The organism is Pseudomonas sp. S10E 269, from assembly GCF_002798465.1.
GTDB lineage: Bacteria > Pseudomonadota > Gammaproteobacteria > Pseudomonadales > Pseudomonadaceae > Aquipseudomonas > Aquipseudomonas pergaminensis.
In genome coordinates, this window is record NZ_PHIJ01000001.1 from 2,573,976 (window position 1) to 2,599,891 (window position 25,916).

Here is a 25,916-nt window from a genome sequence, read left to right on the forward strand (position 1 = left end):
CTGCGGCATTAGCGTCCTAGTTTGAACGGTTTGCCCCGGCGGGGCCTTGATACCGGTCAGTTAAAGCAAATTGAGCACGGCAGCCCATTGCTCTGGCGTGACGGCCATCACCGATAGCCGGCTGCCTTTTTGCACCAGGGGCAGCTCGGCAAGGGCAGTCTGCTGCTTCAGGTAGCCAAGGCTGAGCACCTTGGAGAAGGTCTGCACGTGCGCCACATTGATCGCACTCCACGGGTTTTTCTCCTGGGTGGCCTTGGCGTCGAAGTAATGGCTTTCTGGTTCGAGCGCGGTAGGGTCCGGGTAGGCCGCCTCGACGATTTTGCCGATGCCGGCAATACCCGGCTCCGGGCAACTGGAGTGATAGAAGAAAAACGTGTCACCCACCGCCATCGCACGCAGGAAATTGCGTGCCTGGTAGTTGCGCACCCCGTCCCAACGGGCTTCGCCGAGCTTTTCCAGGCCTTTGATAGAGAGTTCGTCGGGCTCGGATTTCATCAGCCAATAGGCCATTTTTGGGCTCCTGAAAAAGGGCGTGGGCAAGTTGTCAGGCAATTTGATGACAAACCGACAGTCGGTTGGCGCCAAGGTTTGCGTGTTGGTTCACGTTACCGCAGAATGCCGGCTTTTAAAGCTTGGCGCAGCTGCAACGGACTACTTTGGAACGTTGTTGTCATCGTGTACGAGGTGCCTGAAGGGGGGCAATCGATGCAACGTAAACCGGATTTACTATGGATTTTGGTGATTTTGTTTGGTCTGGGCGTCGTGACCACCGGGTATGCCCAAAGCTTGTGGTCGAACAAGACCGATGCTCCCGTTGAACTGGCTCAGCAGCAGCCACAACCGTTCAAGCGCTGACCCTTCTTCAAGGCGCCGCTGACTCCAGTGGCGTCTTTGCAATATACCAATGCTTATCGGTGACGGTGCCCGCCAGCGGCACATCCCAGCTTGCCTGTGCCAACCGTTCGACCTTCTGACATTCATGGGCCAGGCCCAGCAGCGTCGGCTTGCGCCAGCTCTGTCGCCGCGCGAGGTATGCCAGGCTGCGGTCGTAGAACCCGCCGCCCATGCCCAAGCGCCCTCCCGCATCATCGAACCCCACCAGCGGCAGCAACACCAGGTCCAGCGCCCAGACTTTGCGTTGGCGGCTGATATTCACCCGTGGCTCCAGGATGCGAAAGCGATTGGGCAGCAGCTTTTCCCCAGGCCTTACGCGCTGGAACACCATCTTGGTCCGCGGCCACGCGCTGAGCACCGGCAGGTAGGTGGCCTTGCCCCGGCGCTGGGCGGCGCGCAGCAGCAGGCGCGGATCGATTTCACCGTCCGTCGGTAGATACAAAGAGATATGTTTGGCCCGGCGAAACAGCGGATGCTGTGCCAGTTGCCGATACAGGCCGTGGGCGGCCTGGCGTTGCTCGCTCGGCGTGAGGGCGCGGCGGGCTTTGCGCAACATGCGTCGAAGTTGCGGACGGGAAAGCGGCGCAGGTTCGGTCATGGTTTTCGGCTCATAAAACAATGCCAGTCCGAGGACTGGCATTGAGTTTGGGAATTCAGGCTCCCCGACAGAGCCGCTGTCGACTTAGCCCTTGAACCCGAAAGTTCAAGGTGGAAGATGCAGTAGGCTTTAAGGCTTTCCGTCTAGCGGACATGCACACCAGCCCAACGTGCAACTTCCAGGGTAGTGCGAATCGGCTCAGGGACATCGCCGACTGGCAAACACGCCAGGGAGTGGGGCGAGTATACCTTAAACAGTCGCGGCAATCAGCCCTTGGGTGCGTCTGAATCGCTGGAAAGCACCAGATCGACTCGTTCCAGCAGGTCACGCACCTGCTCACGCGTCGAGCCGCTGGCCTGCACGTCGGGGCGTTCCTGCTTATGCAGTAAATCGTGGGTAATGTTCAGGGCGGCCATCACGGCGATGCGATCGGCGCCAATCACTTTGCCGCTGCTGCGGATCTCACGCATCTTGCCATCCAGGTAGCGGGCGGCGCTCACCAGGTTGTTGCGCTCTTCCTGGGGGCAGATGATCGAATACTCTTTATCGAGGATCTGCACGGTGACGCTATTGCTTGAACTCATGAGTCTTGCTCCAGGGCCTTCAGGCGCGAAATCATCGATTCGACCTTACGCCGGGCGATTTCGTTTTTTTCAATGAGGTGAGCGCGTTCCTCGCGCCAGGTCTTTTCCTGAGCTAATAGGAGTCCGTTTTGACTCTTAAGTTGCTCGACCCGAGTAATTAGCAGTTCGAGTCTGGCCATCAGCGCTTGCAGGTCGGTGTCTTCCATTGGGTTCCACTGGATTTGTCTGATGAATGGCAACTGCAGGATAAACGATCTGACGCCCTTGATAGTCTTGGTACGTCTGCCGGTGCTAGGATACAGCGCTCCATTCTAGACATTGCGCCGTCTGGCGCCTAGCTCACCATGCCCATTCAGAACTCCCCGTACGATGCTTTTTCCAAACTGCTGAGCACCAGCGGCCACCCTTGCTCGCCTGCCGAACTGCACGGCGTGCTGTTGGGTCGCAGCTGCACTGGCGTTGGCTTTGATGCCGACAACTGGCTGGCCGACGTGGCCGAGCTGCTGGAAACCGAACCGACCGAGAACGTGCGTAACGCACTGATCGGCCTGCAAGAGATGGTCAAGGGCGAGTTGACCGGTGATGACGTCACCGTGGTCCTGCTGCTGCCGACCGACGACGCGCCGCTCACCGAGCGCGCTGCCGCCCTGGGCCAATGGTGCCAGGGTTTCCTCCACGGTTTCGGCGTCAACGCCGGCGGCCTGGACCTGAGCACCGATGCCCAGGAAGTGCTGCAGGATCTGGCCGCTATCTCCCAGGTGCAAGATGCCCTGGAAGAGTCCGAGGACGGCGAAAGCGACTACATGGAAGTGATGGAATACCTGCGCGTCGCGCCGCTGCTGCTGTTCACCGAGACCAAGAAGTCCGCTGAGCCTGCTGCGCCCAAGCCGTCGCTGCACTAAGAAAGGAAGCCCATCTGCCCATGATCCATATCCCCCGAGCGGAATACACCCGACGCCGCAAGGCGCTCATGGCGCAGATGGAACCCAATAGCATCGCGATCCTGCCGGCCGCCGCCGTGGCGATCCGCAACCGCGATGTCGAGCATGTGTACCGCCAGGACAGTGACTTCCAGTACCTGAGCGGCTTCCCCGAGCCGGAAGCGGTGATCGTGCTGATGCCCGGTCGCCAGCACGGCGAGTACGTGCTGTTTTGCCGCGAGCGCAATGCCGAACGCGAACTGTGGGATGGCCTGCGCGCCGGTACCGAAGGCGCGATCCGTGACTTTGGCGCCGACGATGCCTTCCCCATCACCGATATCGACGACATCCTGCCCGGCCTCATTGAAGGCCGCGACCGGGTGTATTCGGCGATGGGCAGCAATGCTGAATTCGACCGGCACCTGATGGAGTGGATCAACGTGATCCGCTCTAAAGCGCACCTGGGCGCCCAGCCGCCGAACGAATTTGTTGCCCTGGATCATCTGCTCCATGACATGCGCCTGTATAAATCGGCGGCAGAAGTGAAGGTGATGCGCGAGGCTGCGCGAATCTCCTGCGCCGCCCACGTGAAGGCGATGCAGGCCAGCCGGGCCGGTTTGCACGAATTCAGCCTGGAAGCCGAGCTGGATTACGAGTTTCGCAAGGGCGGCGCGAAGATGCCGGCCTATGGCTCCATCGTCGCTGCCGGGCGCAACAGCTGCATCCTGCATTACCAGCAGAATGACGCGGTGCTCAAGGACGGCGACCTGGTGCTGATCGACGCCGGTTGCGAAATCGACTGCTATGCCAGCGACATCACCCGTACCTGGCCTGTGAATGGCAAGTTTTCGCCGGAACAAAAGGCGATCTACGAGATAGTGCTGGCCTCCCAGGAAGCCGCCTTTGCCGAGATCGCGCCGAACAAACATTGGAACCAGGCGCATGAAGCGACGGTGCGTGTGATTACCTCCGGGCTGGTCGAGCTAGGGCTGCTCCAGGGTGAAGTCGACGAACTGATCGCCAGCGAAGCCTACCGTGCCTTCTACATGCACCGCGCCGGGCACTGGTTGGGCATGGATGTGCATGACGTGGGTGAGTACAAAGTGGGCGGCGAATGGCGTGTGCTGGAGGTCGGCATGGCATTGACCGTGGAGCCGGGGATCTACATTTCGCCGGACAACCAGACTGTGGCAAAGAAATGGCGTGGCATTGGCGTGCGCATCGAGGACGACGTGGTAGTGACCAAGCAAGGCTGTGAAATCCTGACCGGCGGCGTGCCCAAGACCGTCGCCGACATCGAAGCGCTGATGGCGGCTGCCCGATGAGCCGGGTCAATCTGGCGATTATCGGCGGCGGCCTGGTGGGCGCCAGCCTGGCGCTGGCGTTGCAGGCCGGGGCCAAGGCGCGTGGCTGGAAGATCGTGCTGATCGAACCTTTCGCGCCGGGCGACAGCTACCAACCGAGTTACGATGCGCGCTCTTCGGCGCTGTCCTTCGGCGCTCGGCAGATCTATCAGCGCCTGGGCCTGTGGCAGGACATTTCCCGGCGTGCCGAGCCGATCAAGCAGATCCACGTGTCGGACCGTGGAAGGTTCTCCACCGCACGTTTGTCTGCCATGGAGGAGGGCGTGCCGGCCCTCGGTTACGTGGTGGAAAACGCCTGGCTGGGCCAATGCCTGTGGCAAGGCCTGGACAAAGACGTGGTCAGCTGGCGTTGCCCGGCCGAAGTCACGCGCATGGAGCCGCTGCCCGATGGGTACCGCCTGACCCTCAACGATGAAACCGTGCTGGAGTGCGACCTCGCCGTATTGGCCGATGGTGGCCGCTCCGGGTTGCGCGAACAGTTAGGCATCGGTGTGAAAACCCGCCCGTACAACCAGAGCGCGCTGATCGCCAACATCACCCCGAGTGAATCCCATAACGGCGAAGCCTTTGAACGCTTCACCGATGAAGGCCCGATGGCCCTGCTGCCATTGCCGGACAACCGCTGCGCGCTGGTCTGGACTCGCCTCGGCATGGACGCGCAGCGCCTGGCCAGTCTCGACGAACGCAGCTTCTTGAGTGAATTGCAGGGCGTGTTCGGCTATCGCCTGGGCACCCTCAAGCAGGTTGGGGCGCGTCACCTGTATCCGCTGACACTGGTGGAAGCCGAGGAACAAGTGCGTTCCCACCTGGCGATCCTCGGCAACGCCGCCCACAGCCTGCATCCGATTGCCGGGCAGGGCTTCAACCTGTCCCTGCGTGATGCGAACGCCTTGGCCGAGGCCTTGCTGGCCGGGCCGCAAGTGCCGGGAGACTTGGCAACCTTGCAAGGCTATCGCGAGCGCCAGCGCCTGGACCAGAAACTCACCGTGGGCTTTTCCGACCAGGTCACGCGCCTGTTCGGCAGCGCCCAACCGCTGGTCGCCCTGGGCCGCAACATGGGCCTGCTGGGCCTGGACCTGCTGCCGCCGGCCAAGCGCTGGTTCGCCCGTCAGGCCATGGGCCTGGGCACGCGTCCCGATGCGTAAGTGGTTGATCGAGCGCCTGGGCAAGGCACGGTTGTTGCGTTGGATCATGACCCTGTACCCACCGTATCTGGGCGCGGGGGTCAGCGTACGGCACATGAGCGCCGATTTTCGTCACGTCAAAGTGCGCATGGGCCTGGGCTGGTACAACCGTAACTATGTCGGCACGCAATTCGGCGGCAGCTTGTATTCGATGGTTGACCCGTTCTACATGCTGATGCTGATGGAGAACCTGGGCCGCGACTACATCGTGTGGGACAAGGCCGCGAGTATCGACTTCGTTTCGCCCGGCAAAGGCCCGGTATATGCCGAATTTTCCATCGACGAGGCCTTGCTGGACGAGATCCGTCGACACACCGAAGGTGGCGAGAAGTACCTGCCCCACCTCAAGGTGCAGATTCATGACGGCTCCGGCACCCTGGTGGCGCGGGTCGACAAAACCCTTTACGTGCGGCGCAAGCCGCCAGTGAGACAGGCTTAAAGCATGGACATGCGCGCAGATGTGCTGATTGTCGGGGCCGGAATGGTCGGAAGCGCCCTGGCGCTGGCGTTGCAAGGCAGTGGCCTGCAGGTGCTGCTGCTTGATGGCAGCCCGTTGAGTGTCAAGCCGTTTGACCGTGACGCGGCCTTCGAGCCCCGGGTGAGCGCCTTGTCGGCTGCCAGCCAGCGCATCCTCGAACGCCTGGGCGTGTGGGACGGCATCGTGTCGCGGCGCGCCAGCCCCTACGGCGAGATGCAGGTGTGGGACGGCAGCGGCACCGGGCAGGTCCATTTCTCGGCGGCCAGTGTGCATGCCGACGTGCTCGGGCACATCGTCGAGAACCGCGTGGTTCAGGATGCCTTGCTCGACCGCTTGCACGACTGCGACCTGGGCCTGCTGGCCAGTGCACGCCTGGAACAGATGCGCCGCTCTGGCGATGAGTGGCTGCTGACCTTGGCCGATGGCCGCAAGCTGCGCGCGCCGCTGGTGGTGGCCGCCGATGGCGCCAACTCCGCCGTGCGCCGCCTGACCGGCACCGCGACCCGCGAATGGGATTACCTGCATAACGCCATCGTCACCAGCGTGCGCAGCAGCCAGCCGCACCAGCGCACGGCATGGCAACGGTTTACCGACACCGGCCCGCTGGCGTTTTTGCCGCTGGTGCGGGATGGGCAGGAGGATTGGTGTTCGATCGTCTGGTCGACCACGCCGGCCGAGTCTGAACGCTTGATGGCATTGGATGATGAAAGCTTTCGCCGTGAACTGGAGCGCGCCTTTGAAGGGCGGCTCGGTACGGTGCTGAGCGCCGACCCGCGCGTCTGCGTGCCACTGCGCCAGCGCCATGCCAAGCGCTATGTGGCCGAAGGCCTGGCGTTGATTGGCGACGCGGCTCACGTCATCCATCCCTTGGCGGGGCAGGGTGTGAACCTGGGTTTTCTGGATGCGGCGACATTGGCTGAGGTCTTGTTGTCGGCAACCGAGCGCGGCGAGCGCCTGGCCGATGTGAAGGTGTTGAGCCGCTACGAGCGTCGACGCATGCCGCACAACCTGGCATTGATGGCGGCAATGGAAGGGTTTGAGCGACTGTTCCAGGCCGATCAACTGCCGCTGCGCTGGTTGCGTAATGCCGGATTGAAGATGGTCGACCAAATGCCCGAAGCCAAGGCAGTGTTTGTGCGCCAGGCGCTCGGGCTGAGCGGGGATCTGCCGGAGCTGGCCAAGCCCTGACATTGAATACGATCCCTGTGGGAGCCGGGCTTGCCCGCGATGAGGCCATAAGCCGCACTGCAAATCCCGGCCATGCAACATCTGGTAACGCCTCCACCAAGCGCCACTAAATGCCAGTCCTTATCATTTGCCCTCTTTTTGCAAATGAGAGACTGGCCCCATGTTGGCACCCAAGCGCCTCCTGACTGCTCTGGCACTTACCCTGATCGGCAGCACCACCGTGCAGGCCGCCGACGAAGTGGTGGTCTACTCCTCGCGCATCGACGAACTGATCAAGCCGGTGTTCGATGCCTACACCAAAAAAACCGGCGTGCAGGTGAAGTTCATCACCGATAAGGAAGCCCCGCTGATGCAGCGCATCAAGGCCGAGGGCGAAAACGCCACCGCCGACCTGCTGCTCACCGTCGATGCCGGCAACCTCTGGCAGGCTGAGCAAATGGGCATCCTGCAACCGTTCACCTCCCCGGTGATCGACAAGAACATCCCCCTGCAATACCGTTCTTCCAAACACACCTGGACCGGCCTGAGCCTTCGCGCGCGAACCATCGCCTATTCCACCGACCGGGTAAAACCGGGTGACCTCACCACTTACGAAGCCCTGGCTGACAAACAGTGGGAAGGCCGCTTGTGCCTGCGCACGGCGAAAAAAGTCTATAACCAGTCGCTGACCGCCACCTTGATCGAGACCCACGGTGCGGCTAAAACCGAAGAGATCGTCAAAGGTTGGGTCAACAACCTCTCCACCGACGTGTTCTCGGATGACATCGCCGTGCTCGAAGCCATCAACGCTGGGCAGTGCGACGTGGGGATCGTCAACACCTACTACTACGGTCGCCTGCACAAGCAGAAACCGGACCTGGCCGTGAAACTGTTCTGGCCGAACCAGGGTGACCGTGGCGTGCATGTGAACCTGTCGGGCATCGGCCTGACCCAGCACGCGCCGCACCCGGAAGCGGCCAAGGCGCTGGTGGAGTGGATGACCACGCCTGAGGCGCAGAAGATCTTTGCCGACGTGAACCAGGAATTCCCGGCCAACCCGGCGGTACCGCCGTCGGCCGAAGTGGCGACCTGGGGCAAGTTCGTGGCGGACACCTTGCCGGTGGAAGTGGCGGGCAAGCGCCAGGCCGAGGCGATTCGGTTGATGGATCGGGCTGGCTGGAACTAAGTACAATCTGCAGGACACCGCAGATCTAAATGTGGGAGCGGGCTTGCTCGCGAAAGCGCCGTGTCAGTCGATACATCTGTGACTGATACACCGCTTTCGCGAGCAAGCCCGCTCCCACATTGTTCGTGGTGAATTCAAAATCATCATTTCCAGAGAGCTTTTCCTTGGCCCACCCCGCTCAACGCCGCTGGTACCTGCCGGTCTTCACCGTCGCCGCCCTGGTGCTGCTGCCGTTGAGCGTGCTGTTGCTGTCCTGGCAAAGCATCGACAACCAGATCTGGTCTCACCTCTGGGAAACCCAGATGCCGCGCCTGCTGGCCAACACCCTGACCCTGGTGCTGGGTGTCGGCGTGGGCGTGACGGTGTTGGGGGTCAGCCTGGCCTGGCTGACCAGCCTCTGCGAATTCCCCGGCCGACGTTGGCTCGACTGGGCGCTGATGCTGCCCTTTGCCATTCCTGCGTATGTGCTGGCATTTGTGTTTGTGGGCCTGCTGGACTTCTCTGGCCCCGTGCAAACCCTGCTGCGTGAATGGTTCGGCACCGGCTTGAGGCTGCCACGGGTGCGCTCTACCAGTGGCGTGATTATCGTGCTGGTGCTGGTGTTTTACCCCTACGTCTACTTGCTGGCGCGCACTGCATTCCTTGCCCAGGGCAAAGGCCTGATGGAAGCGGCGCGGGTGCTGGGGCAATCGCCATGGCGAGCGTTCTGGCACGTGGCCCTGCCCATGGCGCGGCCAGCGATTGGCGCCGGGGTGGCCTTGGCATTGATGGAAACCCTGGCGGATTTCGGCGCGGTCTCGGTGTTCAACTTCGACACGTTCACCACCGCCATCTACAAGACCTGGTACGGCTTTTTTAGCCTGTCCAGCGCCGCCCAATTAGCCAGCCTCTTGCTGCTGGTGGTGATGCTGGTGCTGTACGGTGAGCGCCGCGCCCGTGGTGCGAGCCGACCAAGTAACGAACGACCACGGGGCAAGGCGCTGTATCAGTTGCGCGGGTTCAAGGCGGCCGCCGCCAGTGGCTGGTGCGGGCTGGTATTCGCCTGTGCCTTTGTCATTCCGATGCTGCAACTGGTCGCCTGGTTCTGGCAGCGCGGCCGCTTCGATCTGGATGAGCGTTACTCCGGCCTGATCATCCACACTCTGTACCTGGGTGGCATCGCCGCCTTGATCACCGTGAGCGTGGCGCTGGTGCTGGCCTTTGCCAACCGCCTGGCGCCAACGCGGGCAATCCGCTCCGGCATCAGCCTGGCCAATGTCGGCTATGCCTTGCCGGGGTCGGTGCTGGCGGTGTCGATCATGTTGGCGTTCAGCTACCTGGACCGTGAACTGGTGGTGCCGCTGTCCGGCTGGCTCGGCGGGGCGGGCAAACCGTTGTTGTTGGGCAGCCTGTCGGCGTTGGTGCTGGCGTATCTGGTGCGATTCCTGGCGGTGGCCTACGGGCCGTTGGAAAACAGCCTGGCGCGCATCCGACCGTCCTTGCCAGAGGCTGCACGCAGTCTGGGTGTGAGTGGCCCACGACTGTTTTGCAAAGTGTATCTGCCGTTGCTGCTGCCGGGGACCTTGAGCGCAGCGCTGCTGGTGTTCGTCGACGTACTCAAGGAAATGCCCGCTACCTTACTGATGCGCCCATTCGGCTGGGACACGCTGGCAGTGCGGATCTTTGAAATGACTAGCGAAGGCGAGTGGGCGCGGGCTTCTTTGCCCGCGTTGAGCCTGGTTCTGGTGGGGCTCTTGCCGGTGATCGGGCTGATCCGACGCTCGGCTCGGCAAATCGGTTAGGTGCCAGTCCTACGGCTTGCGGCTACAATGCGCGGCATTCGGTGCGGTCCGTCTTTCGGATCGAGTCGCTGGGCGTGGCTGCAGGCCTTGTAATTCAAGGTGTCCGGCACGAACGGCAACGCTGCGCACCTTCGCCACGCCCGGAAGGAGAAACCCATGGGACAGCGTACGCCTCTGTATGACCTGCATCTCGCCCTCGGCGCGAAAATGGTCGATTTTGGCGGTTGGGATATGCCTCTGCACTATGGCTCGCAAGTTGAAGAACACCATCAGGTGCGACGCGACTGCGGGGTGTTCGATGTATCTCATATGACCGTGATCGATGTCACCGGCCCCCAGGCCAAGGAATGGCTCCAGCACCTGCTGGCCAATGATGTCGAACGTCTGCATGGCTGCGGCCGTGCGTTGTACAGCGCCATGCTCAATGAAAAGGGCGGTGTGGTGGACGACATGATTGTCTACCGAACCGAGTCCGCCTATCGGCTGGTGGTCAATGCCGCCACCCGTGACCAGGACATGGCCTGGATGCACGCGCAGCTGGGTAACTATCAGGTGCAACTGCATGAACGGCCTGAATTGGCCATGCTCGCCATTCAGGGCCCCCACGCCCGGCAAAAGATTGCCGAGCTGGTCACCCAGTCTCGCGGCACCCTGATCCACCAGCTCAATCCCTTTGAGGGCCAGGCCGATGGCGATTGGTTCATCGCGCGCACGGGTTACACCGGCGAAGACGGCCTGGAGATTGTCCTGCCTGCCGACCAGGCACCGGGCTTTTTCAACGACTTGGTGGGCGCGGGCATTTCACCCATCGGCCTTGGCGCCCGCGATACCCTGCGCCTGGAAGCTGGGATGAACCTGTACGGCCAGGACATCCACCAGGAGGTTTCGCCCCTGGCGTCGAACATGGCCTGGAGCATCGCCTGGGAGCCCGCGCAGCGTAATTTCATCGGCCGCGCCGCGCTGGAGGCGGAAAAAGCCGCCGGTGTGCAGTGGAAACTGGTCGGGCTGGTGCTGGAAGAACGCGGGGTTCTACGCGCTCACCAGGTGGTTCGTATCGCCAATATTGGCGAAGGAGAGATCACCAGTGGTAGTTTCTCTCCTACGCTGAGCAAATCCATTGCCCTGGCGCGCGTACCGACGGCAACTGCCGATCGGGCCGAAGTGGAAATCCGCGGTAAGTGGTACCCGGTTCGAGTGGTCAAACCGACCTTCGTGCGCCATGGCAAAACCTTGATCTAACCTATTTTTGGCAGGCCGAAGGCCGCTGACATTACTTCTTGAGGACACAGACTATGAGCGATATCCCTGCCGACCTGCGTTTTGCCGAAAGCCACGAATGGGCACGCCTGGAAGCTGACGGCACCGTGACCGTCGGTATTTCCGACCATGCTCAGGAAGCGTTGGGTGATGTGGTGTTTGTTGAGTTGGCCGAAGTGGGCGCGCAGTTCGACGCTGCTGGCCAAGCGGGTGTGGTTGAGTCGGTGAAGGCCGCCTCGGATATCTACGCTCCGGTTGCAGGCGAAGTGATTGCCGTCAATGAAGAGCTGAGCGGTAGTCCTGAGCTGCTGAACTCCGACCCGTACGGCGCGTGGATCTTCAAACTCAAGCCGAGCAACCCGGCTGATCTGGAAAAACTGCTGGATGCTGCTGGCTACAAAGCCGCCATCGGCGAGTAAACGCAACACCCACTGTGGGAGCGGGCTTGCTCGCGAAAGCGGAATGTCAGTCACTGAATGTGTTTCTGATACACCGCTTTTGCGAGCAAGCCCGCGCCCACATTGGATTGTGTCAGCTGTGAGTGCTTAGTTCGCTTTCAGCACCGCTTTCACTGCTGCCACCGATCGCTCCACATCCGCCTCTGTCATCGCCGTGAACATCGGCAACGACACGATCAAACGCCCCACCTTTTCTGCGACCGGGAACATGCCTTCCTTGAACCCCTGTGCCCGATAAAGACTCAGCAGGTGGATCGGCGGGTAGTGATAGCCAATGCCGACTCCCTGGGCCTGCATCTGCTCCATGAAGGTGGCGCGGGCCGGCAGGCCGTCCTGGCGTTCCGGTAGCACCAGTTGGAACAGGTGCCAGTTGCTGTTTTCGAAGTCGGCTGGTGGCAGTTGTGCGCCGTACTGCTCTTCAAAATCACTGCCAAAGCATTTGAAATAGTGCCGCGCCAGGTGCTGGCGATGCGCGGTGATCTGCTCGATATGCGCAAACTGCCCCAGGCCAATGGCGGCGGCGATGTCGGTCATGTTGAATTTGCCGCCCAGCACGTCCACATCCAAGCCATCGAAGCCGGTGCGGGTCACGCCTTGCAGGCGATACTTCTCCGCCAGCCGCGCTTCCTCTGCGTTGTTCAAGACCAGGCAACCGCCCTCGGAAGAGGTGATGTTCTTGTTGGCCTGAAAGCTGAACGACACGAAATCACCGGTAGCGCCAATGCGTTCGCCATCCCAGCTCGAACCCAGTGCCTGGGCCGCGTCTTCGACGATGCGCAGGTTGTACTTGTTCGCCAGTGCATACAGCATTGGCATGTCCAGCGGCAGGCCGGCCAGGTACACCGGGATGATCGCCTTGGTGCGCGGGGTAATGGCCGCTTCTACCTGGGCCAGGTCGATATTGCGGGTCACCGGGTCGATGTCGGCGAACACCGGCGTGGCGCCCACTTCCAGGATAACGTTGGCCGTGGCAACCCAGGAGATTGGTGTGGTGATGACCTCATCACCCGGCCCGATACCGGCAATGCGCAAGGCAATCTCCATGGTGCAGGTGCCCGAGTTGAAGGTGCGCACTGGCCGGCCACCAAAGTATTCCGACAACTGCGCCTCGAAGGCCTGCACTTTCGGCCCGCTGGTGATCCAGCCCGAGCGCAATACATCACCGACCGCCGAGATGGTGGCTTCATCAATGGTGGGTTTGGAAAACGGCAGGAAGGGCTGTTGGCTCATGACGACGAAGGCATCCGTTTCAGGTTGGCGATGAGTAAGCGAGGTATCAGTACCGGCATGGTTGCACGGCTTGACTGAATATAGCCTGTCGCCTGTGAATGAAACGTCACCGTCCGGGCAAAAAAATGCCGCTTCTACAGCGGCATTTTCTGCGGGTTCAGAAGGAGTAACGCGCTTCCAGAAACAGGTTCTGCTCCTTGAGCTTGCCTTTGAGTTGTTCATCCCGGGCGTTCACGCGGTTCGCGAAGGTGTTGTAGCCGGTTTCAACATCGCCCATTGCGATGTAACGGTAACCAGTACCCAGCGTGATTTGCTCACTGACCTTGGCTTCCAGCCCCAAGCCTACGCTGTAGGCGAAGTTATGCTGACGGTGATTGGCGAAACGACGGGTCTCATTGGTTTGATAGCCCTCGGCTTCAATGCGAGCGACACCTACCCCGGCCATACCGTAAAACGATAACCATGAGTTGATCGGGATATCTTTATAGCCATTGAGCATCAAGCGTTGGCTCTGGACCTGCAGGCTGTTGACGTTGGCATTGAAGGGGGCCCAGTAGGACTTGAATGTCGAGTCATTCGGCATCGTGTATTCCCCTTCCAGACGCCAACCATTGTCGAAGGCGTAGCCTGCGGCAAAAGAGGCGACGAATGCTTTGCTGCTATCCGGGGCGTCCACCCTGTCCGTCACGCGAGGGCTGGTGAGCAGTGAACTGGAGAGGTTCTGGCGAGCGCTGTTGATTTTGGCTGATCCGTACCAGCTTTCTGCCTGGGCGTAGGCGGTGGAAAACGCAGAGAGCAGCAGTGCGTAGACAATCTTGTGCATGGGCAGTGATTCGCTTTATTTAAAAAGGAACCCTTAGCTTGTTGCCCCGCAGACTGAGGCTCGACAGGACTTCTCTGTATTCAGTTGGGAAAGCAGCAATGTTTGCGTAGTGCCCAGCGACGATGACCGTAGGAATTGAGGACAAAAAAATGCCGCTGTTAACAGCGGCATTTTTTATACAGCCCGAGTTATTCGGTCACTGCGTTTTTCGCGAGGATGGCGTTGGCCAGCTCCATGTCCGTGGCCTGCAGGCCAGGGTTATCGGCGCGGACTTTCTGCATCGCGGCTTCCAGGTACGGGCCACGGATCCCGCCGTCGCTGGCAACGAAGCTGCCTGCGTCGTCTTGCGCGGCAACTACCAGCTTGTGGTCTTTGAAGGTCAAGTACGTCGAGCCGGTGGTAGCGCCCGACGAGATGACGTTGCGCCAGAAACTGTCGGCCATGGCTGAACCGACAGGGAGGGAAAGCACAGCAAGGGTTGCGACAGCATATTTGAGACGCATGATGGGTGACTCCGGGTGGGTTATCTGTACTTTATGATTGTAGTTAACCCAACCGAGTTCCATCACTGACTAAACAGTTTCAACCTTTAAAACCACGCCTTCCTGGCCCACCACCCGTACTTGAGCGCCTACGGGGCTGTCAGGCCCGGTCACCATCCATACGCCATCGCCGACTTTTACCTTGCCCCGGCCATCCACAATCGCCTGGTGCACCATGAAGGTGCGCCCGATCAGCTCCGAGCCGCGCTCATTGAGACCCGGCTGATCACTGGCCTTGGCGCTGCTGCGCTGGCGCTTCCACCAGTACACCGCCGTCAAGATCGACAACACGGCAAACAGTAGGAGCTGCCATTCCAGCCCAAGGGGTGGCACCAGGAACTTGATGACACCCACGGCGGCCGCCGCGATACCCATCCACAACAGGTAGCCGCCGGCGCCGAATACTTCAAGAATCAACAGCACCGTGCCCAGTGCCAGCCAATCCCAGAACGAGAGATGCTGCAGGAAATCCCACATGGCGCCGGCCTCAGCCTTTCTTGTTGTCGAACGTTGCCTTGACGATCTCGCCGATGCCGCCGACCGCGCCGATCACCTGGCTGGCCTCCAGCGGCATCAGGATGACCTTGCTGTTGTTGGCTGACGCCAGCTTGCCCAGGGCATCGATGTATTTTTGCGCAACAAAGTAGTTGACCGCTTGCACGTTGCCCGACGCAATCGCCTCCGACACCACCTGTGTCGCACGGGCCTCTGCTTCGGCCTGACGCTCGCGTGCCTCGGACTCAAGGAACGCCGCCTGCCGGCTACCTTCGGCCTCCAGGATCTGCGCCTGCTTCTTGCCTTCCGCGGTCAGGATCGCCGAGGCGCGCAGGCCTTCGGCTTCGAGGATTTGTGCACGCTTGATCCGTTCGGCTTTCATCTGGCCGGACATGGCGGCCATCAGGTCGGCGGGCGGGCTGATGTCCTTGATCTCGATACGGGTGATCTTGATACCCCATGGCGCGGTGGCTTCGTCCACGGTTTTAAGCAGTTTTTCGTTGATGCCGTCACGCTGGCTGAGCATCGCATCCAGCTCCATGGAGCCGAGCACGGTACGGATGTTGGTTTGCAGCAGGTTGCGGATAGCGTGTTCGAGGTTGTTGACCTCGTAGGCGGCCTGGGCAGTGTTGACCACCTGGAAGAAGCACACGGCGTCGATCTGTACGGTGGCGTTGTCGGCGGTGATGACTTCCTGGGGCGGGATATCCAGCACGCTTTCCATCACGTTGATCTTGCGGCCGATGCGATCCATGATCGGGATGATGATGTTCAGGCCTGGCTTGAGGGTGTTGGTGTAGCGGCCGAAACGCTCGACCGTCCACTGGTAACCCTGGGGGACGACCTTGAAGCCCATGAACAGGATGGCGATGGCCAAACCCACGAAAAGAAGCAGTACGGTTCCGATCTGCATAGCGATTCCCTATCTGATGGTGTCAGTGAAACGACGTTCGGCCGATTGTAACGGTGTTGTCACCGATAAGAACGGTTTCACCGCGTAACAAACAAAGGATTTGTTACCGAATCCCCAGGGGTCACCCGTAATACTTCCGCCATCGTGGTCAGCCCCGCTTCGACTTTTTGCAGGCCGGCCCTGCGCAGGCTGCACATGCCTTGGGCCACCGCGGCCTGGCGCAGCACCTGCACATCGGCGCCGGGCGTGATCAGGGTTTTGAGTTCCTCGTTCAACACCATGATTTCGTACACGCCGGCCCGCCCCCGATACCCGCTGTTGCGACATTCAACGCACCCCACCGCTTCATGGACCTCCCCCTGCGCCCGTTTGCAGTGGGGGCACAAAACCCGCACCAACCGTTGCGCCATCACGCCCAGCAACGTGGCTTTGATCAAATAATGCGCAATGCCCAGCTCCTGCAAGCGGCTGATCGCGCTGGGAGCATCGTTGGTATGCAGGGTCGACAGCACCAGGTGCCCGGTCAACGCAGCCTGGATCGCCATTTCAGCGGTTTCCTGGTCGCGGATCTCGCCGATCATGATGATGTCCGGGTCCTGGCGCAGCAGGGCGCGGACGCCGCTGGCAAAGGTCAGGTCGATGTTGTGCTGCACCTGCATCTGGTTGAACGCCGGCTCGACCATCTCGACAGGGTCTTCCACCGTGCACAGGTTGATCTCGCGGGTCGCCAGTTGTCGGAGCGTGGTGTAGAGCGTGCTGGTCTTGCCGGAACCGGTCGGGCCGGTGACCAGGATGATGCCGTTGGTTTGCTGGGTCATGGTGTGCCAGCGCTGTTGGTCATCCACGGACAAACCCAGCTGGTCAAAGCCCTTGAGCAGCACCTGCGGGTCGAAAATCCGCATCACCAGTTTCTCGCCAAACGCTGTGGGCAAGGTGGAAAGGCGCAACTCCACTTCCGCCCCCGTGGGACTTTTGGTCTTGACCCGACCGTCCTGGGGCCTGCGTTTTTCCGCCACGTTCATACGCCCCAGGCTTTTCAGGCGGCTGACCACCGCCATCGTGACCTGGGGTGGAAACTGATAGACGTCATGCAGCAAACCGTCGATGCGAAAGCGCACGCGGCCCTGTTCGCGGCACGGCTCAATGTGGATATCACTGGCGCGCTGGCCGAAAGCGTACTGCAACAACCAGTCGACGATATTGACGATATGCGCGTCATTGGCATCTGGTTCCTGGTCACTGACGCCGAGGTTGAGCAGGTCGACATGGCCGGGCGCCGCGACCTTTTGGTCGGCACCGCTGACGGACTTGGCCAACCGGTAGAACTCACCGATGCAACGCGCAATATCTTGGGGGTTGGCGACCACGCGCTTGATCGAACGCTTGAGCACCTGGGCCAGCCCGGCTTCCCAACTGCTGATGTAGGGCTGGGCGCTGGCGACAGTAACGGTCTGCGCGTCCACCGCCACAGCAAGGATGGCGTGGCGTTGGGCAAACGCCTGGGACATCAGCGGCACTACCGCTGCCGCGTCGATCTTCAAGGGATCAATGCGCAGATAAGGTTGCCCGGCCTGCTGGGCAAGCCATTCGGTCAGGGCTTCCAGGTTAGGACCCAGGGCTGCGATGCGCTCCAAGGGATGCTCGGTGTTGCTGGCCGGCAATGCCGACAAGTGCTGCGCGACTTCGGGAGTGATCAGCCGCCCTTCGACCAAAGCCGGCAACAGCTGATGCAGTTCCAATCGTTGATCGACAGGCATGGTGGATTTCCTGGGAGGCAGTGGGCATAAATCCCAGGCTAGCCAGGCTCTGGCTATCCACCTCCCTGCGTGTATTGCAGGCTTTTACTGGGCGACGGCCACCACCGCCGCAGGCCCCACGGAATCGGCGGACCACAGGTCCAGCGTGCAAACGCTGATCAGGTTTCGAATCTTTTCACCGATCACCTGGGCGCGGTGCCAGCTCAAGCCATCCATCACGATGTCGAGGTGCAGCAGGTCGTCTTCCCGGCTCGCTGTGACTTGCTGAGGCGTGAGGAACTGCAGGGCGAAAAAGTTGAGTACCCGGCACAACACGTCCGGCTCCGCCTCCGCGATGATCCGGTAGTGCGCCTGGCAATGGGCGCTATCCACGGCCCACGCATCAACGCGGGTAACAGGGTGGGTGGTTTCGACGGCGTGCATGCGAGCTCTCCAAAATCGGCTGGAGAAATTTTTACATTCGCCTCGGGAGATTTCTTATCTAAGATGAGCCTGTTATTCGATTAATCGACTCATTCAATTCAAGATAAGCGCCATAACAGGTATTTATATGCACAGCGAGCTGGACGCCTACGACCGCCGTATCCTGGCTCTGTTGCAAGAGGACGCCTCGCTTTCCAGCGCGCAGATCGCTGAACAGGTGGGGCTGTCTCAATCCCCGTGCTGGCGGCGGATCCAGCGGCTGAAGGAAGAGGGCGTGATTCGTGGTCAGGTGACCCTGCTGGATCGCAAGAAGATCGGCCTCAATACGCAGATTTTCGCCGAGGTAAAACTCAACGCCCACGGCCGTTCCAACTTCACCGAGTTCACCGACGCGATTCGTGGGTTTCCGGAAGTATTGGAGTGTTATGTGCTGATGGGGGCGGTGGATTTTCTGCTGCGCATCGTCACCTCGGACATTGAGGCGTATGAGCGGTTTTTCTTTGAAAAACTGTCGATGGTGCCGGGGATTCAGGAGGTCAACTCGATCGTGGCGTTGTCCGAGATCAAGTCCACCACCAGCCTGCCAGTATTGCGCTGACAGGGATGGCCTTATCGCCGGCAAGCCGGCTCCTGCAGGGACAGTGCAGGAGCCGGCGATCGCGAACTTACAGACGCAACAAGGTCTTCCAGGCACGGTTCTGATACACCGCAATCGCCTGATGCATCCGCGCATCCAGCGACTCGTCGGTGATCGGCTGGTTGGCCAGTTGCACCAACTTGTTCAGCTCGCCATACAGGCGGTCGAGTTCCGGGATGTCCACCACCTGACGCGCGTGGTGCAGCCAGGCCTGGATACGTTCGATACGCGGCAGTTGCTCAGCCAGGTCTTCCGGCTGTTGCTGATAGCGCGGCAGTTGCAAGGCGACGGCATCGTCGGCCAACAGGCGCGGCAGCCAGTTGGTGATCTGCGCAGCGCCTTGGCGGTTGCCTCGTACGTTGCGGTCTGCGGTCCAGGTGCGGGCCAGCAGCCAGCGCGAAGCGTTCAGTGAGAACAGGCCCCAGCGCACGTCGTCCAATTCTTCGACGAATTGTTCCGGCGCGGCTTTGCGAATGTCTTCATCGTCATCACCGGCCTGAACCAGCGGGCGCCAGTCTTCCAGCAATGCATCCAGTGCGCTGCGCAGTTCGCTGGTGGATTGGCGCGGTGCGGCCTGGCCGAGGCTACCGATCAGGGCGCGCAGTTCGCCAAGGTTGTCGACCCAGTCCTGCAGCAGACGCCAGTGGCCATTGAACCGGTATTGCTCGGCCAGGCGCTGGCTGCTGCCGAGCAGGTGCCACATGATCGCGGCGAAGGCGTCGTCCAGTGGCATTTCGGCGTGCAGTTGTGGCGCGGGCAGGCTCAGGGAGTAGCTGCTGGCGTCGTACAGGCGGTAGCCGCGTTCGGCCTTGCTGATGTCACAGGGCATCAGCGCGAGGGTGGCGGCCAGTTCGGCGGCCAGTTCCAGCAGCGCTGCCGGCTCACCTTCACGCAGTTCCAGTTCCAGCTCGCAGATTTCTTCTTTCTGCTTGCCGACCACCACATGGCCGAGGTCCAGGGCGGCTTCGATCACCACCTTGGCCTTGCCACGGCCCCAGGCGATTTCGGCGCGTTCACGCACGAAGTCGGTGGTGAAGATCGGCTTGAGGGTTTTCTTGTCCAGCTCGGCCAGTTGCTCGGGCCAGCATTCGCCGTCGAGCTTCTTCACATCGAGCTTGGCTTTGGGCAATTCCCAGTTGTACTCGTTACGTTCCGACAAGCCGGCGACGCTTTGGCCACGGGTCTTGAGGGTCTGGATGATGTCGTCACCGTCCTTGCGCAAGCGCAGGGCGACTTTGGCCTGGGCCAGGTCGCGTTCGGGGGTGTCGAAGTACTGGTTCATCAACTCACGGCGTTCCCAGCCACTTTTGTTGCGTTTTTTCAGGAGCGGGTGCTCACGCAGCGCGGCGAGGGTCTCGCGGCTGACGCGGAGCTTGATTTCAGTTTCTTTCTGCATGGCCGGAAAATCCAGGATCGGGAGCGCAGCCGGGGAAAAGAGTGGCTGCCAAGGTCGTGCAGTGTACAGGACTGAGCCGGCAACGTGCCGCAACGGTTTATTGTGTCGTGCAGATGGTTCTATAGTGAGGCTCATCCGGGAAGTAGAGAGACCGCGCATGCCGTTACCGTCCATGAAAGAGCAGTTTGCCGCGCTGATTGCCGCACCTTCGGTCAGTTGCACCCAGGCGTCTCTCGACCAGACCAACCGCCCGGTGATCGATTTGCTCGCCAGTTGGCTGGGTGACCTGGGTTTTGCCATCGACATCCAGCAAGTCAGCCCTGGCAAATTCAACCTGCTGGCCAGCTTCGGCAGTGGCCCTGGTGGCCTGGTGCTGTCGGGGCATAGCGACACCGTCCCCTATGACGCGGCGCTGTGGAAGACCGATCCGCTCAAGCTGACGGAAGTAGACGGCCGTTGGGTAGGATTGGGCAGTTGCGACATGAAGGGTTTTTTTGCCTTGGCCATCGAGGCGGTGTTGCCGCTGCTGGATCAGCCGTTCAAGCAGCCACTGCTGATCCTTGCGACCTGCGATGAAGAAAGCTCCATGTCCGGCGCCCGCGCACTGGCCGAAGCGGGGCGCCCGCTGGGTCGCGCCGCGGTGATCGGCGAGCCGACCGGGCTCAAGCCCATCCGCCTGCACAAAGGCGTGATGATGGAACGCATCGACATCCTTGGCCAAAGCGGCCATTCGTCGGACCCCCGGCTGGGCCACAGCGCCCTCGAAGCCATGCACGACGCCATCGGCGAACTGCGTGGTTTGCGCCTGGCCTGGCAGCGCGAGTATCGCAACCCGCAATTCAGCGTGCCGCAACCGACCATGAACTTCGGCTGCATCCACGGCGGCGATAACCCCAACCGCATCTGCGGCCAGTGTTCCCTGGAATTCGACCTGCGCCCTCTGCCCGGCATGGACCCTCAAGTGCTGCGCGATGCCATCCGGCAGAAGCTCCAGCCGTTGGCCGAGCGTCATCAGGTCAAGATTGATTACGCGCCACTGTTCCCCGAAGTACCACCCTTCGAACAGCCGGAAGATGCCGAACTGGTGCGGGTTGCGGAACGATTGACCGGCCACCGTGCCGAAGCAGTAGCGTTCGGCACCGAAGCGCCTTATCTTCAGCGCCTGGGTTGTGAAACCCTGGTGCTTGGCCCTGGCGATATCGCCTGCGCCCACCAGCCGGGCGAGTACCTCGAAATGTCACGCTTGACGCCTACAGTGCGTCTATTGCGGGAACTGATCGAACATTACTGCCTGAAACCTGCATAAATTAACCCCTGCCTGTTCGTACATAGAAGGAGAGTGAGCGTGTCGCCAAGCCTGTTCCGACGATAACCATCAGCCCGCTGTGCGCTTTCACGATCCATCCTTTTTCGGCTGCTTTTTATTACAGGCCCAGGTTCCATGCCCGACTACGTTAATTGGCTTCGTCACGCTTCCCCTTACATCAACGCCCATCGCGACTGCACCTTTGTGGTCATGTTGCCCGGCGACGGTGTGGAACACCCCAACTTCGGCAATATCGTCCACGACCTGGTGCTGCTGCACAGCCTGGGCGTGCGCTTGGTGTTGGTACACGGTTCGCGGCCACAGATCGAAGTGCGCCTTGAAGCGCGTGGCCTGATCCCGACTTATCACGAAGGCATGCGCATCACTGACGCGGCGACGCTGGAGTGCGTGATCGACGCGGTCGGCCACCTGCGCATCGCCATTGAAGCGCGCCTGTCGATGGACATGGCCTCGTCGCCGATGCAGGGCTCGCGCTTGCGTGTAACCAGCGGCAATTTCGTGACAGCACGCCCCATCGGTGTATTGGACGGCGTGGACTACCACCACACCGGCGAAGTGCGCCGCGTCGACCGCAAGGGTATCAACCGCCTGCTGGATGAGCGCTCGATTGTGCTGCTGTCGCCGCTGGGGTATTCGCCTACCGGTGAGATTTTCAACCTGGCCTGCGAAGACGTCGCCACCCGCGCCGCCATTGACTTGGGCGCCGACAAGCTGCTGCTGTTCGGCGCAGACATGGGCCTGATCGATGAAAACGGTCGCCTGGTGCGCGAACTGCGCCCGCAACAAGTGCCGGCTCATTTGCAGCGCCTGGGCAGCAGTAACTATCAGGCTGAATTGCTGGATGCGGCCGCCGAGGCCTGCCGGGGTGGAGTCGGGCGCAGCCATATTGTCAGCTACGCCGAAGACGGCGCCTTGCTCACTGAGCTGTTCACCCGGGACGGCGGCGGTACGCTGGTGGCCCAGGAACAATTCGAACTGGTGCGCGAAGCGGCGATTGAAGACGTCGGTGGCTTGCTCGACTTGATCAGCCCGTTGGAAGAGCAGGGCATCCTGGTGCGTCGTTCGCGGGAGGTGCTGGAGCGTGAGATCGAGCAATTCAGCGTGGTGGAGCGCGAAGGCATGATCATCGCGTGTGCGGCGCTGTATCAGATCGCAGATTCGGATGCGGGTGAGCTGGCGTGCCTGGCGGTGAACCCGGAGTACCGTCACGGCGCGCGGGGTGATGTGTTGCTGGAGCGAATCCAGACCCGTGCCCGTGCCCAGGGCTTGAAGACCTTGTTTGTCCTCACTACCCGCACCGCCCACTGGTTCCGTGAGCGGGGTTTTGTGCCGAGCAGCGTGGATCGCCTGCCGTCGGCGCGGGCGTCGCTGTACAACTATCAGCGTAATTCGAAGATTTTCGAGAAGGCTCTCTGACTTAATGCAAGGCTGGCTCTCGTGGGAGCTGGCTTGCCTGCGATTGCATCACCTCGGTTATGTGCAAGACCGAGTCGCTGGCATCGCCGGCAAGCCGGCTCCTACAGGGTTCAGGGCTTGACGAATTTATCGGTTACGTACGCTGAATAGTCTGGCAACACTGCCTCAACCTTTCCTTGTTCCTTCAAGAACTTCGCCGTCTCCCCAATCGCCTTCGCCGTGCCGCCCTTTAGCAGCGCGTCAGTTTGTTGTGCCTGCGCATCCGGGAACGTGGTACCGGCCAACAGCTCTGGGATATCGGCGGCGTTTGAACCTGTCAGTTTGGCGATTTTCTGCACCGGCTCGGAGTCCACCGTCCAGGCATCTTTATGGGCGGCGTAGTCGGCGAAGGAGTCCAGCGTGACCTTGGCAAACTTGGCCACTACGTCAGGATGTTTTTGCGCAAAATCCTTGCGTGCCACCCACACCTCAAACGTTGGTGCGCCCCACTGACCCACCTGGGCCGCGTCTGTCAGGGTCTTGCCGGTCTTGCGGATCTCTCCGAGCGCGGGTGACCAGACAAAAGCGCCGTCGATGTCGCCACGTTTCCACGCGGCGGCAATTTCGGCGGGTTGCAGGTTCACCACTTTGACTTGCTTGGTATCCAGGCCCCAGTGCTTCAGTGCGCCGAGCAGGCTGTAATGAGAGGTGGAGACAAAAGGCGTGGCGATGGTCTTGCCGACCAGGTCTTCGGGTTTTTCGATGCCGCTGCCGTTACGCACCACCAATGCTTCAGAAGTATTGATCTGGGCCGATACGATAAACGCGACGATGGGTAGATTGCGCGAAGCTGCCGCAGCGAGGGGGCTGGAACCGAGGTTGCCGATTTGCACATCGCCAGAGGCGATAGCCGTTACGACTTCCGGCCCACTGTTAAACCGGCGCCAGGCGATCTTCTCGCCAATGGCCTTTTCATACAGGCCGTCGGCCTGTGGGACTTTGCTGGGATCAATACCGGTTTGGTAGCCGATGGTTAAATCGGCGGCTTTGACACCAAAAGAAAGTATTAGTGACACAAAAACTGTAACAAATTGACGGGAGGATGTGCGTTTGGCCATGATGGCGTCGCCTTTTTGATCGTGGGTGACGTATGCAACAGTACGACCACACTAAACGATCTAAAAAAGCGCTAACAAATACCCTTTAGGAATTAGCTTATGGAGCGGTTCGTCTACCCTGACTTGTCCGCGTCATGCAAAGGCTTATTCCCGAATCGTATGAAAAAGAATGAAACAATTCTTTTTGGGTGTATGAAAAACTCATTACCCTGCAGGGACCAAATCAACTGCGATTAGACGAAGGTAGTAGACACACAAGGTTACGATTGACTTGGTAGTCACTATCTGGCGCTAATCGCGCATCTGTGGATCGAGGGCGTCAGACCCGAGACCAAAGAAATACAAAAATTAGAAATGAGAGGAGCGGTACATGAAGAAGTCCACCTTGGCTTTGGCTGTAGCTTTGGGCGCAATCGCCCAGCAAGCAGGCGCTGCCGGTTTCATTGAAGACAGCAAGGCAACACTGGGGCTGCGTAACTTTTACATCAACACTGACAACCGTGACGACGCTACCAAAGCGGCCGGCGCGCAGAACAAGCAAGAAGAATGGGGTCAAGCCTTCGACCTGCGTTTCATCTCCGGTTATACCCAAGGCACCGTAGGCTTCGGTCTTGATGCTATCGGCCTGCTGGGCGTGCGCCTGGACTCGGGTGGCGGCACCAACGGCGCCACTGCTCGTTCGACTGGCAACGCCGGTTCTTACGGCGGCACGGTTTTCCCGAGCAAGTCCAACGGCGAAGCTGTTGACAACTACTCCAGCCTGGGCCTGACCGCCAAGGCGAAGATCTCTCAAACCGAACTGAAGCTGGGTACTCTGCAACCCAAGCTGCCGGTTATCGTGACCAACGATGGTCGTCTGCTGCCGCAAACCTTCCAGGGCGGCCAGATCACCACGAACGACATCAAAGACCTGACGCTGGTTGCCGGTCAGATCGAGAAGGTCAAGGGTCGTAACTCCAGCAACGTCGAGAACCTGTCTATCGCAGGCGCCAACGGTCGTACAGCCGCTGGCCGTGACAGCAACAAGTTCTACTACGCTGGTGGCGACTACAAAATCACCAAAGACCTGACTGCCCAGTACTACTACGGCAATCTGGATCAGTTCTACAAACAGCACTTCCTGGGCTTGCTGCACAACTGGGCAATCGGTCCTGGTGTGCTGAAAACCGACCTGCGCTATTTCAATAGCCGCGACGATGGCGCCAACGGCCACGACGCGAATTACTACACCACAGGTGACTACGGCACCAACGCCGCCGGTGCGACCGTCACCAAAGGTAAGGTCGACAACAACCTGTACAGCGGCTTGTTCCTGTACACCCTGGGTGGTCACACCTTCGGTGGTGGTTACCAGGTCAGTAACGGTAACAGTGACTTCCCTTGGTTGAACCAAGGCGACGGTTCGTCGGCTTACCTGACCACCGACATGCAGATTGCCAAGTTCGCCCGTGCCGGTGAACGTACCTGGCAAGCTCGCTACGCCTACGACTTTGCCAAGGTTGGCGTACCAGGTTTGACCGCCGGTGTGGTCTACCTGCGTGGTGACAATATCGACACCCGCGGTAACGTCGGTTCGACCCGGCCGCAACGTGCTGTCAATGGCGACGGCGGGAACGAGTGGGAACGTGACATCACTGTTGCCTACGTCGTACCAGAAGGTCCGTTGAAGAACGTCGGTGTGGCATGGAAAAACGCAATGTGGCGCAACGACATTCCTGGCCAGCGTAACCAAGACGAAAACCGTCTGATCGTCAGCTACTCGCTGCCACTGTTCTAGTAGCGTGAAGCTGTTGTAAGTGTGCAAAACCTTGCCCGGTGCAACACCGGGCAAGGTGTCTTGCTTTCAAGTCGGGCCAAACCCCCGCAGGCCCTTCCTGAACCCCTCTGTGTACAGCGTCTCAAGGCCTTCTCGAACCTTGGAAGCGATGGTGCTCCTCGCCTTCGAATACGTCCAATGAACAGATTTTTAATATTCTTTTATCGTCTAGA

At 60.5% G+C, this 25,916-nt stretch carries 27 protein-coding genes and 1 other RNA gene; 14 read left to right on the forward strand and 14 right to left on the reverse strand.

The annotated features are described in order from the left end of the window. Positions 1–60 precede the first annotated feature (60 nt). Positions 61–510, reverse strand: coding sequence for an EVE domain-containing protein (locus tag CWC48_RS11835; protein ID WP_100491908.1), 450 nt, complete (start codon positions 508–510; stop codon positions 61–63). 195 nt (positions 511–705) lie between these two features. Here CWC48_RS11835 and CWC48_RS30345 point away from each other — a divergent pair, with 195 nt between their 5' ends. Beyond that, on the forward strand, positions 706–855 hold the full coding sequence (locus CWC48_RS30345) for a hypothetical protein (protein ID WP_010207387.1): 150 nt from the start codon (positions 706–708) through the stop codon (positions 853–855). A 7-nt stretch (positions 856–862) separates the two neighbouring features. Here the strand turns inward: CWC48_RS30345 and CWC48_RS11840 are convergent, their stop codons facing one another. The 4 genes from CWC48_RS11840 to CWC48_RS11855 form a co-directional block, all read right to left on the reverse strand. Next, entirely contained in the window at positions 863–1,492 is a 630-nt protein-coding gene (locus CWC48_RS11840; RefSeq protein WP_099493178.1) for a 5-formyltetrahydrofolate cyclo-ligase, read from the reverse strand. 57 nt (positions 1,493–1,549) lie between these two features. Continuing rightward, a non-coding RNA gene (ssrS, locus tag CWC48_RS11845) (6S RNA) lies at positions 1,550–1,728 on the reverse strand. Positions 1,729–1,758: 30 nt separating this feature from the next. Beyond that, positions 1,759–2,076: a cell division protein ZapA gene (locus CWC48_RS11850; RefSeq protein ID WP_003176812.1), complete on the reverse strand. Its 318-nt coding sequence runs from the start codon at positions 2,074–2,076 to the stop codon at positions 1,759–1,761. Further along, positions 2,073–2,282 carry a TIGR02449 family protein gene (locus tag CWC48_RS11855; RefSeq protein ID WP_007982902.1) on the reverse strand — a complete coding sequence of 70 codons (210 nt, stop codon included), beginning with the start codon at positions 2,280–2,282 and terminating at the stop codon, positions 2,073–2,075. Before CWC48_RS11855 ends, CWC48_RS11850 begins: the two co-directional genes overlap by 4 nt. Before the next feature lie 138 nt (positions 2,283–2,420). Here CWC48_RS11855 and CWC48_RS11860 point away from each other — a divergent pair, with 138 nt between their 5' ends. The 9 genes from CWC48_RS11860 (at position 2,421) to gcvH (ending at position 11,832) form a co-directional block, all read left to right on the forward strand. Then, the gene (locus CWC48_RS11860; protein WP_100491909.1) at positions 2,421–2,978 is read left to right on the forward strand and encodes a YecA family protein; all 558 of its coding nucleotides are present in this window, start codon (positions 2,421–2,423) and stop codon (positions 2,976–2,978) included. 20 nt (positions 2,979–2,998) lie between these two features. Next, a complete protein-coding gene (gene pepP, locus CWC48_RS11865; RefSeq protein ID WP_078050645.1) occupies positions 2,999–4,321 on the forward strand; it encodes a Xaa-Pro aminopeptidase in 1,323 nt (440 codons plus the stop codon). Beyond that, a complete protein-coding gene (ubiH, locus tag CWC48_RS11870; protein ID WP_100491910.1) occupies positions 4,318–5,505 on the forward strand; it encodes a 2-octaprenyl-6-methoxyphenyl hydroxylase in 1,188 nt (395 codons plus the stop codon). The genes pepP and ubiH overlap by 4 nt, the downstream gene beginning before the upstream one ends. Next, positions 5,498–5,983 carry a DUF4442 domain-containing protein gene (locus tag CWC48_RS11875; RefSeq protein WP_078050643.1) on the forward strand — a complete coding sequence of 162 codons (486 nt, stop codon included), beginning with the start codon at positions 5,498–5,500 and terminating at the stop codon, positions 5,981–5,983. The genes ubiH and CWC48_RS11875 overlap by 8 nt, the downstream gene beginning before the upstream one ends. 9 nt (positions 5,984–5,992) lie before the next feature. After that, positions 5,993–7,210 carry a 2-octaprenyl-3-methyl-6-methoxy-1,4-benzoquinol hydroxylase gene (locus tag CWC48_RS11880; RefSeq protein WP_177409536.1) on the forward strand — a complete coding sequence of 406 codons (1,218 nt, stop codon included), beginning with the start codon at positions 5,993–5,995 and terminating at the stop codon, positions 7,208–7,210. Positions 7,211–7,370: 160 nt separating this feature from the next. Then, entirely contained in the window at positions 7,371–8,375 is a 1,005-nt protein-coding gene (locus CWC48_RS11885) for an extracellular solute-binding protein (RefSeq protein ID WP_078050641.1), read from the forward strand. A gap of 164 nt (positions 8,376–8,539) precedes the next feature. Then, on the forward strand, positions 8,540–10,156 hold the full coding sequence (locus tag CWC48_RS11890) for an iron ABC transporter permease (RefSeq protein ID WP_078050640.1): 1,617 nt from the start codon (positions 8,540–8,542) through the stop codon (positions 10,154–10,156). A gap of 156 nt (positions 10,157–10,312) precedes the next feature. Beyond that, positions 10,313–11,395, forward strand: coding sequence for a glycine cleavage system aminomethyltransferase GcvT (gene gcvT, locus CWC48_RS11895; protein ID WP_100491911.1), 1,083 nt, complete (start codon positions 10,313–10,315; stop codon positions 11,393–11,395). Between the two features lie 53 nt (positions 11,396–11,448). After that, entirely contained in the window at positions 11,449–11,832 is a 384-nt protein-coding gene (gcvH, locus tag CWC48_RS11900) for a glycine cleavage system protein GcvH (protein WP_033897550.1), read from the forward strand. Positions 11,833–11,958: 126 nt separating this feature from the next. Here the strand turns inward: gcvH and CWC48_RS11905 are convergent, their stop codons facing one another. The 7 genes from CWC48_RS11905 to CWC48_RS11935 form a co-directional block, all read right to left on the reverse strand. After that, positions 11,959–13,101, reverse strand: coding sequence for a DegT/DnrJ/EryC1/StrS aminotransferase family protein (locus tag CWC48_RS11905; protein WP_078050638.1), 1,143 nt, complete (start codon positions 13,099–13,101; stop codon positions 11,959–11,961). A gap of 157 nt (positions 13,102–13,258) precedes the next feature. Continuing rightward, positions 13,259–13,924, reverse strand: a complete 666-nt coding sequence (locus tag CWC48_RS11910; protein ID WP_100491912.1) for an outer membrane protein — start codon at positions 13,922–13,924, stop codon at positions 13,259–13,261. 188 nt (positions 13,925–14,112) lie between these two features. Next, positions 14,113–14,427 (reverse strand): DUF2388 domain-containing protein, encoded by a 315-nt coding sequence (locus tag CWC48_RS11915; protein WP_003176799.1) that lies wholly within the window; start codon positions 14,425–14,427, stop codon positions 14,113–14,115. A gap of 69 nt (positions 14,428–14,496) precedes the next feature. Beyond that, positions 14,497–14,943: an NfeD family protein gene (locus CWC48_RS11920; RefSeq protein ID WP_034110117.1), complete on the reverse strand. Its 447-nt coding sequence runs from the start codon at positions 14,941–14,943 to the stop codon at positions 14,497–14,499. Positions 14,944–14,953: 10 nt separating this feature from the next. Then, positions 14,954–15,874 (reverse strand): SPFH domain-containing protein, encoded by a 921-nt coding sequence (locus CWC48_RS11925; RefSeq protein ID WP_078050636.1) that lies wholly within the window; start codon positions 15,872–15,874, stop codon positions 14,954–14,956. A 77-nt stretch (positions 15,875–15,951) separates the two neighbouring features. After that, complete coding sequence (locus CWC48_RS11930; protein WP_100491913.1) at positions 15,952–17,631, reverse strand: GspE/PulE family protein; 1,680 nt, start codon at positions 17,629–17,631, stop codon at positions 15,952–15,954. Positions 17,632–17,715: 84 nt separating this feature from the next. Continuing rightward, entirely contained in the window at positions 17,716–18,054 is a 339-nt protein-coding gene (locus tag CWC48_RS11935) for a hypothetical protein (protein ID WP_100491914.1), read from the reverse strand. Positions 18,055–18,181: 127 nt separating this feature from the next. Between CWC48_RS11935 and CWC48_RS11940 the strand changes: the two genes are divergently transcribed. Then, the gene (locus tag CWC48_RS11940) at positions 18,182–18,652 is read left to right on the forward strand and encodes an Lrp/AsnC family transcriptional regulator (RefSeq protein ID WP_010207358.1); all 471 of its coding nucleotides are present in this window, start codon (positions 18,182–18,184) and stop codon (positions 18,650–18,652) included. Positions 18,653–18,719: 67 nt separating this feature from the next. Here CWC48_RS11940 and CWC48_RS11945 read toward each other — a convergent pair whose 3' ends face one another. Continuing rightward, the gene (locus CWC48_RS11945) at positions 18,720–20,087 is read right to left on the reverse strand and encodes an inorganic triphosphatase (RefSeq protein WP_099493171.1); all 1,368 of its coding nucleotides are present in this window, start codon (positions 20,085–20,087) and stop codon (positions 18,720–18,722) included. 157 nt (positions 20,088–20,244) lie between these two features. Between CWC48_RS11945 and argE the strand changes: the two genes are divergently transcribed. Beyond that, positions 20,245–21,393, forward strand: a complete 1,149-nt coding sequence (gene argE, locus CWC48_RS11950; RefSeq protein ID WP_078050632.1) for an acetylornithine deacetylase — start codon at positions 20,245–20,247, stop codon at positions 21,391–21,393. A 135-nt stretch (positions 21,394–21,528) separates the two neighbouring features. Continuing rightward, entirely contained in the window at positions 21,529–22,830 is a 1,302-nt protein-coding gene (gene argA, locus CWC48_RS11955; RefSeq protein ID WP_078050631.1) for an amino-acid N-acetyltransferase, read from the forward strand. 110 nt (positions 22,831–22,940) lie between these two features. Here argA and tauA read toward each other — a convergent pair whose 3' ends face one another. After that, positions 22,941–23,927, reverse strand: a complete 987-nt coding sequence (gene tauA / locus CWC48_RS11960; protein ID WP_078050630.1) for a taurine ABC transporter substrate-binding protein — start codon at positions 23,925–23,927, stop codon at positions 22,941–22,943. A gap of 370 nt (positions 23,928–24,297) precedes the next feature. Here tauA and CWC48_RS11965 point away from each other — a divergent pair, with 370 nt between their 5' ends. Then, complete coding sequence (locus CWC48_RS11965) at positions 24,298–25,704, forward strand: OprD family porin (protein WP_100491915.1); 1,407 nt, start codon at positions 24,298–24,300, stop codon at positions 25,702–25,704. Positions 25,705–25,916: the final 212 nt, after the last annotated feature.

Bases quoted from the DNA above. Each gene is read 5' to 3' on its own strand.
- pepP (WP_078050645.1), top strand. From the start codon at position 2,999: ATGATCCATATCCCCCGAGCGGAATACACCCGACGCCGCAAGGCGCTC.
- CWC48_RS11855 (WP_007982902.1), bottom strand. From the start codon at position 2,282: ATGGAAGACACCGACCTGCAAGCGCTGATGGCCAGACTCGAACTGCTA.
- tauA (WP_078050630.1), bottom strand. From the start codon at position 23,927: ATGGCCAAACGCACATCCTCCCGTCAATTTGTTACAGTTTTTGTGTCA.
- CWC48_RS11850 (WP_003176812.1), bottom strand. From the start codon at position 2,076: ATGAGTTCAAGCAATAGCGTCACCGTGCAGATCCTCGATAAAGAGTAT.
- argE (WP_078050632.1), top strand. From the start codon at position 20,245: ATGCCGTTACCGTCCATGAAAGAGCAGTTTGCCGCGCTGATTGCCGCA.
- CWC48_RS11915 (WP_003176799.1), bottom strand. From the start codon at position 14,427: ATGCGTCTCAAATATGCTGTCGCAACCCTTGCTGTGCTTTCCCTCCCT.
- CWC48_RS11945 (WP_099493171.1), bottom strand. From the start codon at position 20,087: ATGCAGAAAGAAACTGAAATCAAGCTCCGCGTCAGCCGCGAGACCCTC.
- CWC48_RS11935 (WP_100491914.1), bottom strand. From the start codon at position 18,054: ATGCACGCCGTCGAAACCACCCACCCTGTTACCCGCGTTGATGCGTGG.
- CWC48_RS11920 (WP_034110117.1), bottom strand. From the start codon at position 14,943: ATGTGGGATTTCCTGCAGCATCTCTCGTTCTGGGATTGGCTGGCACTG.
- CWC48_RS11880 (WP_177409536.1), top strand. From the start codon at position 5,993: ATGCGCGCAGATGTGCTGATTGTCGGGGCCGGAATGGTCGGAAGCGCC.
- CWC48_RS11910 (WP_100491912.1), bottom strand. From the start codon at position 13,924: ATGCACAAGATTGTCTACGCACTGCTGCTCTCTGCGTTTTCCACCGCC.
- CWC48_RS11875 (WP_078050643.1), top strand. From the start codon at position 5,498: ATGCGTAAGTGGTTGATCGAGCGCCTGGGCAAGGCACGGTTGTTGCGT.
- CWC48_RS11860 (WP_100491909.1), top strand. From the start codon at position 2,421: ATGCCCATTCAGAACTCCCCGTACGATGCTTTTTCCAAACTGCTGAGC.
- CWC48_RS11940 (WP_010207358.1), top strand. From the start codon at position 18,182: ATGCACAGCGAGCTGGACGCCTACGACCGCCGTATCCTGGCTCTGTTG.
- CWC48_RS11925 (WP_078050636.1), bottom strand. From the start codon at position 15,874: ATGCAGATCGGAACCGTACTGCTTCTTTTCGTGGGTTTGGCCATCGCC.
- CWC48_RS11885 (WP_078050641.1), top strand. From the start codon at position 7,371: ATGTTGGCACCCAAGCGCCTCCTGACTGCTCTGGCACTTACCCTGATC.
- CWC48_RS30345 (WP_010207387.1), top strand. From the start codon at position 706: ATGCAACGTAAACCGGATTTACTATGGATTTTGGTGATTTTGTTTGGT.
- gcvT (WP_100491911.1), top strand. From the start codon at position 10,313: ATGGGACAGCGTACGCCTCTGTATGACCTGCATCTCGCCCTCGGCGCG.
- argA (WP_078050631.1), top strand. From the start codon at position 21,529: ATGCCCGACTACGTTAATTGGCTTCGTCACGCTTCCCCTTACATCAAC.
- CWC48_RS11840 (WP_099493178.1), bottom strand. From the start codon at position 1,492: ATGACCGAACCTGCGCCGCTTTCCCGTCCGCAACTTCGACGCATGTTG.
- CWC48_RS11930 (WP_100491913.1), bottom strand. From the start codon at position 17,631: ATGCCTGTCGATCAACGATTGGAACTGCATCAGCTGTTGCCGGCTTTG.
- CWC48_RS11905 (WP_078050638.1), bottom strand. From the start codon at position 13,101: ATGAGCCAACAGCCCTTCCTGCCGTTTTCCAAACCCACCATTGATGAA.
- ubiH (WP_100491910.1), top strand. From the start codon at position 4,318: ATGAGCCGGGTCAATCTGGCGATTATCGGCGGCGGCCTGGTGGGCGCC.
- gcvH (WP_033897550.1), top strand. From the start codon at position 11,449: ATGAGCGATATCCCTGCCGACCTGCGTTTTGCCGAAAGCCACGAATGG.
- CWC48_RS11835 (WP_100491908.1), bottom strand. From the start codon at position 510: ATGGCCTATTGGCTGATGAAATCCGAGCCCGACGAACTCTCTATCAAA.
- CWC48_RS11965 (WP_100491915.1), top strand. From the start codon at position 24,298: ATGAAGAAGTCCACCTTGGCTTTGGCTGTAGCTTTGGGCGCAATCGCC.